This window comes from Lichenifustis flavocetrariae (assembly GCF_026130545.1).
GTDB lineage: Bacteria > Pseudomonadota > Alphaproteobacteria > Rhizobiales > Beijerinckiaceae > Lichenihabitans > Lichenihabitans flavocetrariae.
This window is the reverse complement of record NZ_JAMOIM010000002.1, coordinates 193,695-209,200: the sequence shown is the minus strand read 5'-3', so window position 1 is coordinate 209,200 and position 15,506 is coordinate 193,695. Positions and strand designations below refer to the sequence as shown.

General features: G+C 61.7%; 13 protein-coding genes. 11 read left to right on the top strand and 2 right to left on the bottom strand.

Annotated features, from left to right (window positions below):
- Nucleotides 1–317 precede the first annotated feature (317 nt).
- From M8523_RS04420 to M8523_RS04385, 8 genes are all read left to right on the top strand, one after another.
- Nucleotides 318–638: a DUF1476 domain-containing protein gene (locus M8523_RS04420; RefSeq protein ID WP_282583623.1), complete on the top strand. Its 321-nt coding sequence runs from the start codon at nt 318–320 to the stop codon at nt 636–638.
- A gap of 57 nt (nt 639–695) precedes the next feature.
- Entirely contained in the window at nt 696–1,556 is an 861-nt protein-coding gene (gene tesB, locus M8523_RS04415; RefSeq protein WP_282583622.1) for an acyl-CoA thioesterase II, read from the top strand.
- Nucleotides 1,557–1,776: 220 nt separating this feature from the next.
- Nucleotides 1,777–2,115, top strand: a complete 339-nt coding sequence (locus M8523_RS04410) for a P-II family nitrogen regulator (RefSeq protein WP_282583621.1) — start codon at nt 1,777–1,779, stop codon at nt 2,113–2,115.
- A 41-nt stretch (nt 2,116–2,156) separates the two neighbouring features.
- Complete coding sequence (locus tag M8523_RS04405) at nt 2,157–3,677, top strand: ammonium transporter (RefSeq protein WP_428349800.1); 1,521 nt, start codon at nt 2,157–2,159, stop codon at nt 3,675–3,677.
- 233 nt (nt 3,678–3,910) lie between these two features.
- Nucleotides 3,911–6,553, top strand: a complete 2,643-nt coding sequence (locus tag M8523_RS04400; protein WP_282583620.1) for a DNA translocase FtsK — start codon at nt 3,911–3,913, stop codon at nt 6,551–6,553.
- 115 nt (nt 6,554–6,668) lie between these two features.
- A complete protein-coding gene (locus tag M8523_RS04395) occupies nt 6,669–7,352 on the top strand; it encodes a LolA family protein (RefSeq protein WP_282583619.1) in 684 nt (227 codons plus the stop codon).
- A 67-nt stretch (nt 7,353–7,419) separates the two neighbouring features.
- Nucleotides 7,420–8,859 (top strand): lipopolysaccharide biosynthesis protein, encoded by a 1,440-nt coding sequence (locus tag M8523_RS04390; protein WP_282583618.1) that lies wholly within the window; start codon nt 7,420–7,422, stop codon nt 8,857–8,859.
- 252 nt (nt 8,860–9,111) lie between these two features.
- Nucleotides 9,112–9,927 (top strand): exodeoxyribonuclease III, encoded by an 816-nt coding sequence (locus tag M8523_RS04385; protein WP_282583617.1) that lies wholly within the window; start codon nt 9,112–9,114, stop codon nt 9,925–9,927.
- A 58-nt stretch (nt 9,928–9,985) separates the two neighbouring features.
- Here M8523_RS04385 and M8523_RS04380 read toward each other — a convergent pair whose 3' ends face one another.
- Both M8523_RS04380 and M8523_RS04375 read right to left on the bottom strand, forming a co-directional pair.
- Complete coding sequence (locus M8523_RS04380) at nt 9,986–10,414, bottom strand: cyclic nucleotide-binding domain-containing protein (RefSeq protein ID WP_282583616.1); 429 nt, start codon at nt 10,412–10,414, stop codon at nt 9,986–9,988.
- A gap of 42 nt (nt 10,415–10,456) precedes the next feature.
- A complete protein-coding gene (locus tag M8523_RS04375) occupies nt 10,457–11,143 on the bottom strand; it encodes a response regulator transcription factor (protein ID WP_282583615.1) in 687 nt (228 codons plus the stop codon).
- Between the two features lie 227 nt (nt 11,144–11,370).
- Here M8523_RS04375 and M8523_RS04370 point away from each other — a divergent pair, with 227 nt between their 5' ends.
- The 3 genes from M8523_RS04370 to M8523_RS04360 all read left to right on the top strand — a co-directional run bounded on the left by M8523_RS04370 (nt 11,371) and on the right by M8523_RS04360 (nt 15,486).
- A complete protein-coding gene (locus tag M8523_RS04370; RefSeq protein WP_345894220.1) occupies nt 11,371–11,868 on the top strand; it encodes a L,D-transpeptidase family protein in 498 nt (165 codons plus the stop codon).
- Between the two features lie 284 nt (nt 11,869–12,152).
- On the top strand, nt 12,153–14,981 hold the full coding sequence (locus tag M8523_RS04365) for an EAL domain-containing protein (protein ID WP_282583613.1): 2,829 nt from the start codon (nt 12,153–12,155) through the stop codon (nt 14,979–14,981).
- A gap of 28 nt (nt 14,982–15,009) precedes the next feature.
- Nucleotides 15,010–15,486: a hypothetical protein gene (locus M8523_RS04360; RefSeq protein WP_282583612.1), complete on the top strand. Its 477-nt coding sequence runs from the start codon at nt 15,010–15,012 to the stop codon at nt 15,484–15,486.
- The last annotated feature ends 20 nt before the right edge of the window (nt 15,487–15,506 follow it).

Below are 15,506 nucleotides of genomic sequence, written 5' to 3'. Positions count from 1 at the left end.
CTCCTTTGATCGATCTCTGCCCGTCCCTTGCGGGACTGGCAGAGCGCACTTGCACGAGTGGCCGTTATGACGGTCGGGGTTCCGTTAGAACTCAAACCCTCACCCATCCAACCTATCCGATCGTGGATCATGGCACAATCTGACGCGCTCACGCGCCAGCCGATGAGTCAGGCCTGAACACCTCTCTTGAGATGGTGAATGCAAGGCATCCTTCAATGGCGGGAAGGGCCATGGCTGTCACGCCAGCGGCATCGGGCTGACTTCGGGGGACAGCAGTTCTATGTTCGTCGATGGGCGAACTCGGTAGGGGGAAAACAATGACGACGTTTGATGAACGCGAACATGCCTTCGAGAATTTGTACGTCCACGACCAGGACGTCCGGTTTCGGGTCCTGGCTCGGCGCAACAAGGCGCTGGCCGATTGGGCAGCGGCTCTCGTGGGGAAGACAGGGGCCGACGCCGCGGCCTACCGAGACGATGTCCTCGCTTATGCCTTGTCGCACGATGGCGATGAGATGCTCGCCCAGAAGATCCTGGAGGATCTTCGAAATGGGCAGAAGATCGTCGCTTTGCCGGACATTCGGGCCCAGATGGACAAGTTCATGGCCGCGGCGCTGCAGCACGAAAAGGAAGGGTGACAGGACCATGCGGTCGCGCCATCCGCGTCGCTCTCAGGTTCATGCGGGGCTCTGACAATGTCTTTTTCCGTCGCGGACCTTGTCGGGATCCTCGATCTCGAGCAGCTGGAAGACAACATCTATCGCGGCCGCAGCCCTCAGGTGGGTTGGCAACGTGTCTTTGGTGGCCTCGTGATCTCGCAGGCGCTTGTGGCTTGCAGCCGCACGGCTCCGGAACGTCCTCCCCATTCGCTGCACGGCTACTTTCTTCTGCCCGGCGATCCAACGACTCCGATCGTCTATGAAGTCGATCGCCTCCGTGACGGCCACAGTTTTGCGACCCGGCGCTGTACGGCGATCCAGCACGGCCGCCCCATCTTCACACTGGCGGCTTCGTTTCAAACCGGAGAGGTCGGACTGGATCACGCCATGCCGATGCCTTTGGTCCCGATGCCGGACGATCTACCAAGCGAGACCGAACTGCTGCGGACGTATGGGGCCCGCTTGCCGGCAGCGGTCCGCCGCTACCTCGAGAGGGAGCGGCCTTTGGAACTTCGCCCCGTCGACCTGACGCGCTACGAAGCCGACGCCGATGTGCCCGCAAAGCCTATCCAACGCATTTGGATGCGGATGAACGGTCAACTAGACGACGATCCCGCACTCCATCGCGCCGCGCTCGCCTACCTGTCCGATATGACGCTGCTCGACACCGCGCTTGTGGCGCACCGGCGCTCGATTTTCGAACCGGATTTGCAAGTCGCCAGTCTCGACCATGCCTTGTGGTTCCACCGCCCGTTCAGGGCGGACGACTGGTTGCTCTACGCCCAAGACAGCCCGACGTCGCAGGGTGCGCGTGGGTTCACCCGGGGGTTGATCTACGCGGTCGACGGCACGCTCGTGGCCTCCGTGGCGCAGGAAGGCCTCATCCGCGAGCGGTGAGAGGGTGCTCGAAATTGCCTCTTTCATAGGCACAAAGCTTAGCCATTAGGCCGTTGCCGCACCTTCATTACGGAAGTGTGGCGGAACGCCGTCAAATCCGCGACATCTCGGTTGGCATGGCGCTTGAAGGGACGCACCTGTGCTGCTCCGCCTCGCGGGTCGGCTGATGTCGAACCGTCTGGCGAAGCGCCGCGGTTTCAGTGTTGGAGGAACCGGTGCGATGAAGATTGTGACGGCGATTATCAAACCGTTCAAACTGGAAGAAGTTCGGGATGCGCTTACAGCCGTTGGAGTGCATGGGCTCACGGTGACTGAGGTCAAGGGCTATGGGCGCCAGAAAGGTCACACGGAGATCTACCGTGGCGCCGAATACGCTGTGAGCTTTCTGCCGAAACTCAAGATCGAGGTCGCGGTCGCGGCCGAACTGCTCGACACGGTGGTGGACGCCATCACGGCGACAGCACGGACCGGACAGATCGGCGACGGCAAGATCTTTGTGACCAGCCTCGAAAAAGCTGTCCGCATCCGTACTGGCGAAGTGGACAACGACGCTCTCTGACCCTTCGACACAATCGAACAAAGTATCCCCGGAGTAACAACATGCAGTTGATGAAGACGTCCTCGCGGATGCGATGGGGCGTGGGAATAGGCCTTGTCTCGCTGGCCCTTTTGGCAGCCGGTGCCGCCTATGCGCAAACACCGGCGCCACAGCCAGATGCCGCTGCTGCGGCAGCGGCGGCAGCACCGGTTCCGAACAAGGGCGACACGGCCTGGATGCTCGTCTCGTCGCTCTTGGTTCTGATGATGTCCATTCCCGGACTGGCCCTGTTCTACGGCGGTCTCGTCCGCACGAAGAACATGCTGTCCGTGCTGAGCCAGGTCTTCATGATCGTGGCGCTGCTCGGCGTGATCTGGGCTGTTTATGGCTACTCGCTGGCCTTTGGCGACGGCGGTGCCTGGACGGCTTATATCGGTGGTTTCGGTAAAGCCTTCCTGTCCGGGGTCACCCCGTCCTCGAATGCGGCGACGTTCTCGAACGGCGTGGTCATCCCGGAACTCGTCTATATGGTGTTCCAGATGACCTTCGCGATGATCACGCCAGCCCTGATCGTCGGCGCCTTCGCGGAGAGGATCAAGTTCTCGGCGCTGATCGTCTTCATCGTCCTTTGGTCGACCTTCATCTACTTCCCGATCGCGCATTGGGTTTGGTACGTGGCGGCTCCGGACGACATCGCGAATGCCGCCAAGGCCGTCGCGGCTGCGACCGGGGACGCGAAGACGGCCGCCCAAGGCAAGCTTGATGCTTTGATGGCTGGAACCGGTTGGCTGGCTCAAGCTGGCGCTCTCGACTTCGCGGGTGGTACCGTCGTGCATATCGATGCCGGTATTGCCGGCCTCGTCGGGTGCATCATCATAGGCAAGCGGATCGGTTATCCGCGCGAGCCGATGCCCCCGCATTCGCTCACCATGACCATGATCGGCGCTTCGCTCCTGTGGGTCGGCTGGTTCGGCTTCAACGCGGGTTCCAATCTGGAAGCCAATGGCGGCACAGCCCTCGCTTTCGTGAACACGATGGTGGCGACCTCGGCTGCGACACTGTCATGGTTGTTCGTGGAATGGGCCGTGAAGGGTAAACCTTCCATGCTCGGCATGGCCTCCGGTGCCGTTGCCGGTCTCGTGGCGATCACGCCAGCCTGCGGCTTCGCGGGTCCCATGGGTTCGATCATTCTCGGACTTGTCGTCAGCCCAGTCTGCATCTTCTTCGTCTCGGTGGTGAAGAACAAGCTCGGCTACGACGATGCACTTGACGTCTTTGGCGTTCACTGCATTGGCGGGATCATCGGCGCCCTCGGTACCGGCATCCTGGTGGCGCCCTATTTCGGCGGCACAGGCCTGACCGACTACACGCAATATGCCAACGGCAATACGGGCACCTACGACATGGCGACCCAGATGATCGCCCAGGGCAAGGGTGTCCTTGCGACGCTCGTCTGGTCGGGCGTGGGCTCGGCGATCCTGTATAAGCTCGTCGACCTGGTGATCGGGCTGCGTGTGTCGCCTGAGAAGGAACGCGAAGGCCTCGACATCGCAGAGCACAGCGAGCGCGCCTACAACTACTGATCCTTCATATCTCAAAAGCACATGAAGTGATGGCGGCGCTCTGTTGAGCGCCGCTTTCGTTTGAACGTCCGCAACGGCTGTTCGGTGTGACAAAGCGGGATCGGACGCGAAAATCGAAGCGTTGATGCCGTGCGGTCCACGTCTCGTTAACCTTCACAACCTAATTTTACCCTGTGTCCGCCCGGCGTCGCTAGCCGGCGATGCGACGTTCGTTCGGCGTGGCGGAAAGGCTCATGCGCGCAGGCACATTCTCGCCGGTCGACTTTTTATCCGACGGTGCACGCGAGTTCCTCGCGCGCCGCGCGGCTGAGGCCCTCGGTTTGCTCGTCGTCGGGTCGATCGGGGCGATCAGTCTCTCGCTGGCGACCTGGTCCATCAATGATCCGAGCTGGAATCATGCGTCGGACGGGCCTGTTCACAATCTTCTCGGGTCAACCGGGGCCATCTGCGCCGATATGGTCATGCAGTTGTTCGGCGTGGCGGTCGTGGCTCTCCTGACGCCGATCGCGTGTTGGGGCTGGAGCTTGCTGACCCGCCGCCGCTTGCACCACGTCAAGACCAGACTCGTCCTCCTGCTGGTTGGAACGGCCGCAGCAGCGGCTCTCGTGTCGCTGTTGCCGCCCACGGACCGCTGGCCTCTGCCGACGGGACTGGGTGGCGTCATGGGAGACGCGCTGCTGGCCCTGCCGCGCCGCATCGTCGGGGCATCCGAGCCAGGACGCATGATGGTGGGCCTGTTTTTCGCCGGCACCGCGATCCTGACCCTGACTGCATCGGCGGGCTTCGGCCTCAAGGAAGACGTTGACGACGGCGAGAGAGGTGCGGCGTATCGGTGGGTTCCCGAGGCGCGTGACGCTCCGCAGCGTCAGGAATCGGACGAGGCAGGCGAACCGGGCTTCGCTCTCATGGCTCTGGGAGGCCTCGTTCAACTCGGAATGACCGCACGGGATGCCCTAATGCGATCTTTTCGTCGGCGCGAAGCATCGGCTTCGGAGTCTGACGGTCGCTTTGCTCCCTGGCTCGGCAAGGACGATGCGGCGAAATCGCCTTTCGCGGACTTCGAAGATCCCGCTGCGCGCGCCGCACGTGGCGAGGCTCTCGCAGACGACGGCCGCCTGGAGCCCATTTTCGACGAGGCCTTAGATCTTCGCCGCGCCGCCATGCCCGAGACCCCACAGCGGCCGGGTGGCAAGGGCCGGGCGAAGGCCGATCCACGCGATACGAACGCTCAGGGGTCGGTTCCCTTGAGCAAACGGGTGACGATGCCGATCCGGCCTCCCAAGCCGGATGCGCCCGACTGGGACCGCGAGCCCGGCTGGGACTCGGCTTCGTTTCAGATGCCGCCGGTCACGGTGTTGGCGGAGCCGCGGAAGCAGCATTCGGGCATTTCGGAAGATGCGCTGGAACAGAATGCGCGCCTGCTTGAAGGGGTTCTCGAAGATTTCGGGGTGCGCGGCGAGATCATCAACGTCCGCCCCGGGCCAGTGGTGACGCTGTACGAACTGGAACCTGCGCCGGGCATCAAATCTTCACGGGTGATTGGCTTGGCGGACGATATCGCTCGCTCCATGTCGGCCGTCTCGGCCCGCGTGGCGGTGGTTCAGGGTCGCAACGTGATCGGCATCGAACTCCCGAACCAGCGGCGCGAAACCGTGTTTCTGCGCGAATTGATCGGCTCCGAGGAGTTTGGCGAATCGAAGCACAAGCTCGCGATCGCTCTCGGCAAGACGATCGGCGGCGAGCCCGTCATCGTCGATCTCGCCCGCATGCCGCATCTCTTGGTCGCCGGCACGACCGGCTCCGGCAAGTCCGTCGCCATCAACACCATGATCCTGTCGTTGCTCTACCGCATGAAGCCGGAAGAGTGTCGCCTGATCATGGTCGACCCGAAGATGCTGGAACTCTCGATCTACGACGGCATTCCGCATCTCCTCACGCCAGTCGTCACCGACCCGAAGAAGGCCGTGATCGCCCTGAAATGGGCGGTTCGCGAGATGGAGGACCGCTACAAGAAGATGTCGAAGGTGGGCGTCCGCAATATCGACGGCTTCAACGCCCGTGTCACGGAGGCGGCCGAACGAGGCGAGGTGATCACCCGCACGGTCCAGACCGGCTACGACAAGGAAACCGGCGAGGCGGTCTACGAGCACGAAACCATGGATCTCGCGCTCCTCCCCTACATCGTGGTGGTGGTCGACGAGATGGCCGACCTGATGATGGTGGCCGGCAAGGAGATCGAAGGCGCCATCCAGCGCCTCGCCCAGATGGCGCGCGCGGCCGGCATCCATCTCATCATGGCGACCCAGCGGCCGTCCGTGGATGTCATCACCGGCACCATCAAGGCGAATTTCCCGACCCGCATCTCCTTCCAGGTGACCAGCAAGATCGACTCGCGCACCATTCTCGGTGAGCAAGGTGCCGAGCAACTGCTTGGCCAGGGCGACATGCTGTATATGGCGGGCGGCGGACGCATTTCGCGTGTCCATGGTCCGTTCGTGTCGGACGGCGAAGTGGAAAAGGTCGTGCTGCACCTGAAGTCGCAAGGGCATCCCGACTATCTCGACGTGGTGACGGTTGATCTCGACGGCGAAGACGAGGCCGAGCAGGATCAAGCCGTTATCGACAAGGGTGGGTTCGGCGACGAGTCGGGCGATCTCTACGACCAGGCTGTCCGCGTCGTTCTCCGCGACAAGAAGTGCTCGACGTCCTACATCCAGCGCCGGTTGCAGATCGGCTACAACAAGGCAGCCTCACTCGTCGAGCGTATGGAACGTGAGGGCCTTGTCGGAGCATCCAACCACGCCGGCAAGCGCGAGATCCTGGTCGAGCCCGATCGGCGTGGAAGCTACGAAGGCGAGGATGACGATATGAGATGAGGCGAATGCCTCTTTATTCGCCAATGGAGGGACCAGTTGAGCCGTGCCGTCTCACAATGGCCACACCCCATGACTAACGCGTGAAATGCTTCTGACACGGAAAGATTCGCTGCGAATGACCACCCGCTTGCTAGCTGCCGTTCTTGCTTTTGCAGTGATCCCCCTGGCGGCATCGGCGGAAACTGGACCGCTGCAACTGCAGCCGGCGCGCAAGGCCGCTTCGACCAAAACCGCACCCGTAACCGCACCCTCTCTGAGCCCAGAAGACGTAATTACCAAGGCTGACGAATACTTTAACACCGCCGGCACGATGCAGGCGGACTTCACGCAGATCGGGGGGGATGGACGCAGGACAGACGGCAAGCTCTACGTCGACCGGCCGGGTAAGATGCGATTCACCTACGCACCGCCCGCAACCCTCGAAGTCATTGCCGATGGGACCTCGGTGGCCGTGATCGATCGCAAGCTTCACACGCAGGACCTCTACTTCATCGCCCAAACCCCGCTGAAGTTTCTGCTGAAAGACCATATCGATCTGGCTCAAGATGCGCAGATCATCGATGTCACAAGCGATGCCAAGGATGCATCGATCCTGATCGAGGATCATCAGACCTTCGGCGGAACGTCACGGATCCGTCTGACGTTTTCGATCGAGCCCTTCGCGCTGCGTCAGTGGACCATCACCGACCCGCAAGGCTATGAAACGATGGTCTCGCTGAACGACATGGACCTCGCCAGCAAGCCCGATCCCGCGCTATTTCGTATCTCATCGGAGCGGATGCTCAACTCGCGCAACTGATAAGTTGGCCGGTAACCCTCCCTTCAATCCTCCCGGCTAGCATGTGCCCGTCTCTCGCACGGGCGTCATGCGGACAGTCATCACCTTCCTGCTGAATGCCGGGCTCAATTTCGCGGTCGGCCTGTCGATCGCGGCCGTGCTCGGTCCGGCCGGATATGGGCACTTCGCGGTCGCGGCCTCAGCCGGGGCGCTGATTGCGACGGGATTGTTCGATTGGCTGCGGCTTTCGACGACGCGGTTCTACGGCGAGCCGCAACGCTTACTCTCCCCCGCCTTGCGGCCGACGCTCGACTTCGCGTATCGCGGGTTGACGCTGTTAGTGCTCTGTGGGACCGCCTTGGTGATCTGTGTCGGGATTGATCCGTTCCTGACGCGCGGCTTGGTGATCGCCGTCGCGGTGACCGGGATCGCCAACGGAGCCTTCGACTTTCAGGCGGCGCTTGCGCGGGCCCGTTTCAAAGACCGGGACTATGCGGTTCTGGTGATTGGCAAGGGCGTCTTGGGCCTCGCCTTTGCGCTCGGAGCCGCGCTGCTCACTGAGGATCCGGCTCTTGTTCTCGCCGCGCAGGCAGGTGGCATCCTGCTCGCGACACTTCCGGTGCGGTCCAAACTGCTCGATCCGCCGGGCGCCCGTGCCGAGTCCGCGCTGCTGCGTCGCTTTGCGTCTTACGGTGTGCCCGTGGTGGTCGCCAACGTCGTCTTCCAAACAATGTTGCTGTGTAACCGCAGCGCGGCCGCGTCTCACTTCGGCTATGCGTCCGCCGGACAATTGTCGCTCGCCACCGATATCGCGCTTCGTTTGCTGCTCGCCATGGGCGCGGCCGTCGATGTCTTCGTCTTTCAGTTGGCGGTGCGGGCCGAAGCAACGGAGGGGCATGCGGCGGCCGAACGCCAGCTGCGAGTCAATATGGTGACCGTGTCTGCCGTGCTCGTCCTGTTGGCGGTCGGTTTTGCGCTCACCCTGCCGGCCTTCGTGGCTTTGATCGTTCCTGCTCGGTTTCGCAGCGATTTCGTGCCGCTCGGCCTAACCATTCTCCCTGGCATCCTCTTATTCTGTCTGGGCCAATTCGCCGTGAACCCGGTGTTCCAGATCGCGCATCGCACAGCCCCGATCGTCGGCGCCGCCTTAGTGTCGGCGGCGGTCGATGGCGCGGGGCTGCTGTTGATGCCCGTTGGAGCCGGGCCGATCGGGATCGCGGCCCTGCATTCCGCAAGTCTCGCCGTCGGGTTTGTCATCTTGCTTGGCTTGGCCATGCGAACGCCAGCCGTTCGTCCGCCATTTGGAGACATCGTGGGAATCCTTGTCGCAGCGGCAGTCACGTCCGTCGGGCTGTGGCCAATGCGCGCGATCCCTTCGCCCATACTTTCATTAATCCTCGCCGCGTCCATCGGCCCCTGTCTCTATGGGGCATTGTTGTTTGCATTGGATGTCGGAACGATCCGAGCCGAGGCGGCGCGATGGGCAATCCGGATCAAGCGTCGCGCGAGTGTCCCGGAACCGGTTTAGAAGCCAGAGGCACGACAATCCCGCGTCTGCATCCCGCTTCTCCAGCGTTTAATCGCAGGGAAGGACCACAACGCGAGCCCAGTGGCTTTCGAGCGGCCACGAGTTGAGAGCGTCGTCCGCGGGAGCGGTGAAGCAAGGACTGGCCCGCTTCCGCCCGTTCCGGAGATCAACCCTGGCGGCGTGCAATTCGCTTGCCTGCGGGAGGCGCAGGATGCCAAGTGCCAGCTTTCCCGATCCGACCATGAGCCTTTCGTGCCGCTGACACTTGCCACGTGGAACATCAACTCCGTTCGCCTGCGCCTGCCGATCGTCCGACGTTTCATCGGCGAATATCAGCCGGACATCGTGTGCCTGCAGGAGACCAAATGTCCGGACGATCAGTTTCCGACGGCAGATCTGCGGGCCCTGGGCTACGAACATATCGTGGTCAATGGCCAGAAGGGCTACCATGGCGTGGCCGTGCTCTCGCGTTTGCCGATCGCGTCCGTCGAGAGGGGGCTGTTCTGCCGGCATGGACACTCGCGGCATCTCGCCGTCACGTTGGGAGAGGCAGCCGGTTCAGCAAGCGGCCTGACCATCCATAATTTCTACGTCCCGGCGGGTGGCGACGAGCCTGATCCGGAGATCAACGATAAATTTGCCCACAAGCTCCATTTTCTTGACTGCATGGAGGCCGCGCCCGGCAACGGCACACTGCGCTCGCAGCGGGCGGTCCTGGTCGGCGACCTCAATATCGCTCCGCTCGAAACCGATGTCTGGAGCCACAAGGCGCTTCTGTCCGTGGTCAGCCACACGCCGGTCGAAGTCGAACGGTTCGGCCGCGTGATGCGGGCCGGCGCCTGGATCGATGCCATGCGCCAGTGCATCCCGGCCGAACAGAAGCTCTATACATGGTGGAGCTACCGCTCGCCCGATTGGGCTGCCGCCGACAAGGGCCGGCGTCTGGATCATGTGTGGGTCAGCCAGGATCTCGGCGCGGCGGTTGACGACATCCGGGTGATCAAGGAAGCGCGCGGCTGGGATCGCCCGTCCGATCACGTGCCGGTCCTTGCGACACTGCAGCTTTGATCTTTGCGCCGGGCATTGACGTCGAACCGCCGGTTGGCGGCAGAGTGTTCGCTATAACTCAGGCGTCACCAGCGGGAAGCACCAAGGCACGATTCAAACGCTGCGCCAGAAAGCCAAGGAGGCGCTGTGCCGAAACTGGATGTTCTTCCAGGACCCGCAGCATCGTCGTACGCGGCACCTTGAAGACGGTCGAGGTTTCCTCGGCGACCGCGCTCCGCTCATGGACCGTTTCGCGCAAGAGAGCCGCCTCTCCGAGCAGCGTTCCCGGCCCGAAGCGGGGTCCCTGCCCGTCTCGATCGTGCAGAAGAAACGAACCGCTGAGGACAAGGTAGCCGCCATTGCTCTTTTCTCCTTGTTGGAACAGAGCCGTATCGGCCAGAACGATGCGGGTTTCTCCGGCAAAGGCGAGAAGACGCAGCGCATCCGGTTCCATGACTCGCAGCAACGGAATCTGGGCAAGCCGTTCGATGTCTTGACCGAGTGCCATAGGCCGCGTGCTTCTCCGGACACATGAACGCTGACGGGATCGTCAGGGAACGAGTCGATAGCCTCCCGCCTCCGTGACCAGAAGCTGGGCCTGGGCTGGATCGGACTCGATCTTTTGCCGTAGCCGGTAGATGTGTGTCTCAAGTGTGTGGGTGGTTACGGCGGCATTGTAGCCCCAAACCTCCCGGAGCAGCGTCTCCCGTGGAACAACCTGATCGCCGGCCCGATACAAGAACCGAAGAATCGCGGTTTCCTTTTCGGTGAGCCGCAGCTTGCCCCCCTTGTGATCCACGAGATGCTTGAGGCCCGGTCGAAAACTATAATCGCCGATCTGGAACATAGCATCATCGCTGCTTTCATGGCTGCGAAGATGCGCCCGGATTCGCGCCAACAGCACGGCAAAACGAAACGGCTTGCTCACGTAGTCGTTCGCACCCGATTCGAGGCCACGCACCACGTCCGCATCACCCGAGTGCCCCGTTATGATGATGACGGGGTTCTTAAATCCTTGTTCCCGCATGGCCGCGACGGCGTCGCGGCCATCCATATCCGGGAGGCTGACATCCATGATCACGAGGTCGGGATGTTGATCGGCCGCCAACGCCATGGCAGTGCTGGCCGTCGCAGCCTCGATCGTCTCGAACTCGTCATGGCAATCGAATTGCTCGACCAGCAAGGATCGAAGATCGCCGTCGTCGTCGACAATCAGGATCCTGCGTACCTGGCTCATATGCGTGCAAACTCCTCCTGTGCCACGCCATTCTGGACGCGAGCGAGTTCTCCTTGCTGCAGGACCACGCCTTTCGCAAGGTGCGCAATGCTTGAAGGCTGCGCAAGCGACTTCGGTGTATCGGACCTCGACTGGGAGGAAAAGTCATCGCCACCAAGTTCTCCGCCACAAGACACTCGGGTTTTCTCCGTTCGAAGCCCTGCGGCGGGCTGGCGCGCCTGCGCGTCGTGCGCGCCCTCGGCAACCGCTGGCAGGGAAAACTTCTTGTGGGAACATCGGTGATCCCCTGCTCGCTGGGCCCAGCCGGCATCTCGCATCGCAAACGGGAAGGGGACGGAGCAACTCCGGCCGGCACCTTTCGGCTCGAGGCTGTGATGTTCCGTTCGGATCGGAAGGCACGGCCTTTGTCGGCTCTTGGGAGCCGTCCCCTCTGTCCAAGGGACGGATGGTGTGACGACCCTGCTTCGACGAACTATAATCAGCCCGTCAATCTTCCATCTGCACAAAGCCACGAGCATTTGTGGCGGAATGACACGCTCTATGACCTGATTGTGGTGATCGACCATAATCGCCATCCTGCGCGAAAGCGGAAGGGAAGCGCGATCTTTCTCCACGTGCGGGATCCCGCCGGCGCGCCAACCGCCGGGTGCATCGCCGTCGACGCGGCCGCGCTCCGGAGAGTGCTTGCTCGAATATCAGGCCGAACCAGCATCACGATTGGCTAACCTTGCAGTCCGAACGGCAGGGGAGAGTACGCGGTTGCGTCTCCTATCGGACGTCGAAGCGAAGAAAATCTTGCCCGCAAGCTGATGTTCAGAGCAGCTCCGCTGAGAATTGTTCAGCCGATACAGTCAGATCGCTTAAATCCGGTGTTTTCCTGCAAAGCCGATATGAACCAGACCTGAACTCCGGAAACGTTCCCGATAGGAATAATTCCGAAAGTATCCGATGCTAGCCTTCAGTCTCGGCAAGTCGAACCGCAACTTGCTCGATTGTCTGGAACAAGATCATGGCGGAAGCGCTGCCTCGGCGGTTCATGGTACGGTGGACGATCGGACGTCGGATCACCCTGGCGTTCGCGACGATGGTGGTGGTTGGCGCTACGCTGACAGGACTGACGGTTCTCAACGCCAAGCGTGCCGGCAATGTCGCGCTCGAAGTCTTCACAGACGTCGTTGTGCCGACCAACTTCGCTCGCTCGATCGGCAATGATTTCAGCCGTATGCGCGCCGAGTTCGCGCAAACCGGGCATCTCGAAGGCCCGAACATTTCGGCGCTGCATAGATCTTTTTTGACCGACGTTGAGACTGCCTTGGAGCGCACACCTTCGCTCAGGCAAAGTGGCCTCGGAGACAAGCTTCGCGGCGCCGAGGCTGCTTGGCTCGCGGCCGCGAGATCCGTCGAGGAAAATGGGCCCAAATCCCCGGCCGCCCGTGATTTGGAGGGGCTCTCCCATCAAGTTGACAGCAAAGTCGAGGAGTTGATCAATCTCATCGGGGAGGCCGCCGATCAGCATCAGCGTGCCGCGAGCACGATGGTTGAACATAGCGTCGCTGTGGCTCTGGTCAGTGCTCTATTGGCGTCGATGGTCGCGACCATGGCCGCCTTCGCACTCTTCTACGGGTTGAAGGCCCCGCTCGGACGTGCGGTTACCTTTGCAAACGATATCGCCCAAGGACGCCTTGATGGAGAAGCGCCGAAAACCGGGAGTGACGAACTTGGCCATCTGATCCATGCGATGACGATCATGCGGTTCCGGATCAAGGCCATGATGGACGAGCAGATCATTCTGCGCACCAAGAGCCAGACCCGTTTGGCCGAAGCGATCAATGGATCGCACGAGGGCGTGATCGTCGCTGATGAGAGTGGGGTGATCCAGATCGCCAATGCGCGGGCTTTGGACTTCCTCGGACTCGGTCACACCAAGCTTGCCGCCGGAGCGACCTTGGAGACCGTGCGCAAGCTTGTCGGCCTCTACGGGCACGCCCGGCGCGCCATGCTGGCCGAAGTCGCGGATGAGCCAGACACGCGGGAGAGTGTTCTGCCCGATGGGCGCCGCATTCAAAACAGCCGCAATCGAACGAGCGAAGGTGGGTTTGTCGGTCTTTATACCGACATCACCACGATTGCCGAGCAGAAGGAAACACTATCGGCCGCCAAGGCGACCTTGGATGCGGCCCTCGCCAACATCAGCCAGGGTTTGTGTGTTTTCGACAGCGAGGGTCGGCTCAAGCTTGCGAACCGGCAATGCCTGTCGCTGTTTGGCTTCGACGTCGACGAAGCCAAACCGGGTACGACCTACCAGGCCCTCCTTGATCTCAGCATCCGGAAAGGGAACCATCCAGGCTTCAATCCGGCAAGACTGCGCCGACACGAACGGTTCGTGGTGGCCCGCCGCATCCGCACATCGCGTTTCGCAGCGTTCGGGCGCGATCGTGTGATTGCAATCACGCACGAACCGATGGACGACGGTGGCTGGCTTGCGACCTACGAAGACATTACGGAAAGGCGGCGTGCCGAATCGCGGATCGCCCATCTGGCCACGCACGATGTCCTAACGGGTTTACCCAATCGGCTGATGTTCGAGCAGAAGGCCCGCGAAGCGGCGGAACGCCTTGAGTCGGGCGATGGCTTCGCGGTGTTTTGCCTGGACATCGACCACTTCAAGGAGATCAACGACACCCTCGGTCATTCGGTCGGCGACGGCCTGCTGCGAGGTGTCGCGGACCGACTGTCCCGGATGGTTCGTCGGACCGATCTGGTCGTGCGACTCGACGGGGATGAATTTGCCGTCTTGCGCTCGTCCGTGTCAGATCCTGAGGAAAGCTCGGCCTTTGCCACCTCCTGCCTTGAGGTTCTCCGAATACCGTTCGAGATCGAAGGCCACAGCCTCACCATCAGCGCGACGGCTGGGGTCGTAACGGCGCCGCAGCATGGTCGATCCTACGGCGACCTCTTGAAAAATGCGGATGTGGCCTTGCACAAGGCCAAGGAAGAGGGGCGGGGATCGCTCTGCGCGTTCGAGCCGGCCATGCAGGAAGTGCTCAATGCGCGCGTAACCCTGGAGGCGGATCTCAGGCGAGCCGTGAGGAACGGCGAATTCGAGCTCTATTACCAGCCGTTGCTCGATCTCGCCACGATGGAGGTGCGGGCGTTCGAGGCGTTGATCCGCTGGCATCATCCGACTCGCGGGATGGTGTCGCCGGGCGAATTCATCCCGATGGCTGAGCGTACCGGCATCATAGGGGCCATCGGCGCCTGGGCGCTCCGGCAGGCCTGTACTGAGGCCGTCGGGTGGCCGCCTGAGATCCGGGTAGCCGTCAATGTGTCGATCGCCCAGCTTCGCGATCTGACCTTTCCAGAGATCGCGAGGGTTGTGATTGCCGAAACCGGGATCGCACCCAACCGTCTGGAGCTCGAACTGACCGAGTCGGTCTTCATGACCAACAACACCCGAGCCATGGAGAATCTTCTGGCCATGAAGAGCATGGGCATTCGATTCGCCATGGACGATTTCGGAACGGGCTATTCGAGCCTCAGCTACCTTCGCCGTTTTGCTTTCGACAAGATCAAGATCGATCGCTCGTTCCTTCAGAATTTGAACGAAAGCCAGGAGGCGGAGCAGATCATCCGCACGATCGTAACCCTCGGCCGTAACCTCGGCATGCGCGTGACCGCGGAGGGTGTTGAGACACCGCGGCAGCTCAAATATCTGACGGATATCGGCTGCGATGAAATCCAGGGTTACCTGATCGGACGCCCAATGCCCGCCGGGCAAGTCGTGAGCTTGCTCGCTGAGCACAACGGTGTGCGCGACACGGCAATTCGTGCAGCTTGAACATGACAGCGTTGGGTAGAGAGTTCCGATGATCCGCCACGCCAAACGCATCGTCCTGATCGCTTTCGGCATTGTTGCGGCGATGCTGGGCTTGGTGGCGACGGAAAGCACTGTCGATGGCGCGGTTCGTCGCCAGGCGCTCAAGAGCAACAGCCTGACCGGTATCCGGGACGAAGCTTTGTCCCTCTTCCCACGAGGTTCGAGACTTCAGCCTGCCGCCACACGTCTCGTCGATATGGGTTTCACCTGTGAGCCATTGAAACATGCCATGCCGGATATCAGCGGCCCGTCGCTGATATGCTCATCGAGCGGACGGGGCTACCCGGATTATCCTGCCATCAACGTGACCCTCGTGACCCGCAACGGACTGATCTCGGACATCGAGGTCTGGAACATGATGGGCCGGGCAGACGGAAGCGGAGACGATGTCTCGGATCTCTTGCAGCACCAGGAGTGGCAGTCGAACGGAGCCGTTCAAGACCAGACGTCGAATGCGTCGTCCTGAAGGGCGAACACCCTCGTGGT